The sequence below is a fragment of the Prevotella sp. P5-92 genome, assembly GCF_002251245.1.
GTDB lineage: Bacteria > Bacteroidota > Bacteroidia > Bacteroidales > Bacteroidaceae > Prevotella.
In genome coordinates, this window is sequence record NZ_NPJG01000029.1 from 1 (window position 1) to 1,769 (window position 1,769).

At 54.0% G+C, this 1,769-nt stretch carries 1 rRNA gene; it reads left to right on the top strand.

Going from position 1 to position 1,769, the window contains the following annotated elements:
* The first annotated feature begins 221 nt into the window (after positions 1 to 221).
* A 16S ribosomal RNA gene (locus tag CIK99_RS03140) occupies positions 222 to 1,751 on the top strand.
* Positions 1,752 to 1,769: the final 18 nt, after the last annotated feature.

Below are 1,769 nucleotides of genomic sequence, written 5' to 3' on the forward strand. Positions count from 1 at the left end.
CTATAAGAAGAGTTCTTTGAAAGATTTACATAACAGAGAAGTAGTAGTACAAGAAGCAATCGAGAAATCGATTGGGTAAACGAACCGTCAATTTGAAAAGATTGAGAATAGGTTTCTTTAGACTTGATACAAGTTATTAGGCGTCCTGGACAAGACAGACAACATTCCCGTTCCCGGAGAGGTTTTTTTTCGGGTCAGATGCGGGAGTTAATGATATTTTTACAATGTAGAGTTTGATCCTGGCTCAGGATGAACGCTAGCTACAGGCTTAACACATGCAAGTCGCGGGGCAGCATGAATTTAGCTTGCTAAATTTGATGGCGACCGGCGCACGGGTGAGTAACGCGTATCCAACCTTCCCTTATCCACGGGATAGCCCGTCGAAAGGCGGATTAATACCGTATGAGGTCATTTGATGGCATCTGATTATGACGAAAGGTTTGGCGGATAAGGATGGGGATGCGTCCGATTAGCTTGTTGGCGGGGTAACGGCCCACCAAGGCGACGATCGGTAGGGGTTCTGAGAGGAAGGTCCCCCACATTGGAACTGAGACACGGTCCAAACTCCTACGGGAGGCAGCAGTGAGGAATATTGGTCAATGGGCGAGAGCCTGAACCAGCCAAGTAGCGTGCAGGAAGACGGCCCTATGGGTTGTAAACTGCTTTTATGCGGGGATAAAGTGGGGGATGTATCCCTTTTTGCAGGTACCGCATGAATAAGGACCGGCTAATTCCGTGCCAGCAGCCGCGGTAATACGGAAGGTCCGGGCGTTATCCGGATTTATTGGGTTTAAAGGGAGCGTAGGCTGGAGATTAAGCGTGTTGTGAAATGCCGCGGCTCAACCGTGGCACTGCAGCGCGAACTGGTTTCCTTGAGTGCGCTGAAAGTGGGCGGAATTTGTGGTGTAGCGGTGAAATGCTTAGATATCACGAAGAACTCCGATTGCGAAGGCAGCTCACTGTATCGCGACTGACGCTGAAGCTCGAAAGTGCGGGTATCGAACAGGATTAGATACCCTGGTAGTCCGCACGGTAAACGATGGATGCCCGCTGTTCGGCCTTTCGGCTGAGTGGCCAAGCGAAAGCGTTAAGCATCCCACCTGGGGAGTACGCCGGCAACGGTGAAACTCAAAGGAATTGACGGGGGCCCGCACAAGCGGAGGAACATGTGGTTTAATTCGATGATACGCGAGGAACCTTACCCGGGCTTGAACTGCCGGCGGACGATACAGAGATGTTGAGGCCCTTCGGGGCGCCGGTGGAGGTGCTGCATGGTTGTCGTCAGCTCGTGCCGTGAGGTGTCGGCTTAAGTGCCATAACGAGCGCAACCCCTCTCCGTAGTTGCCATCAGGTGATGCTGGGCACTCTGCGGACACTGCCGCCGTAAGGTGTGAGGAAGGTGGGGATGACGTCAAATCAGCACGGCCCTTACGTCCGGGGCTACACACGTGTTACAATGGGTGGTACAGAGAGTTGGCGCTGCGCAAGCCGCGTCGGATCAATAAAGCCATCCTCAGTTCGGACTGGGGTCTGCAACCCGACCCCACGAAGCTGGATTCGCTAGTAATCGCGCATCAGCCATGGCGCGGTGAATACGTTCCCGGGCCTTGTACACACCGCCCGTCAAGCCATGAAAGCCGGGGGCGCCTGAAGTCCGTGACCGCGAGGGTCGGCCTAGGGTGAAACCGGTGATTGGGGCTAAGTCGTAACAAGGTAGCCGTACCGGAAGGTGCGGCTGGAACACCTCCTTTCTGGAGGGACGCCATAGA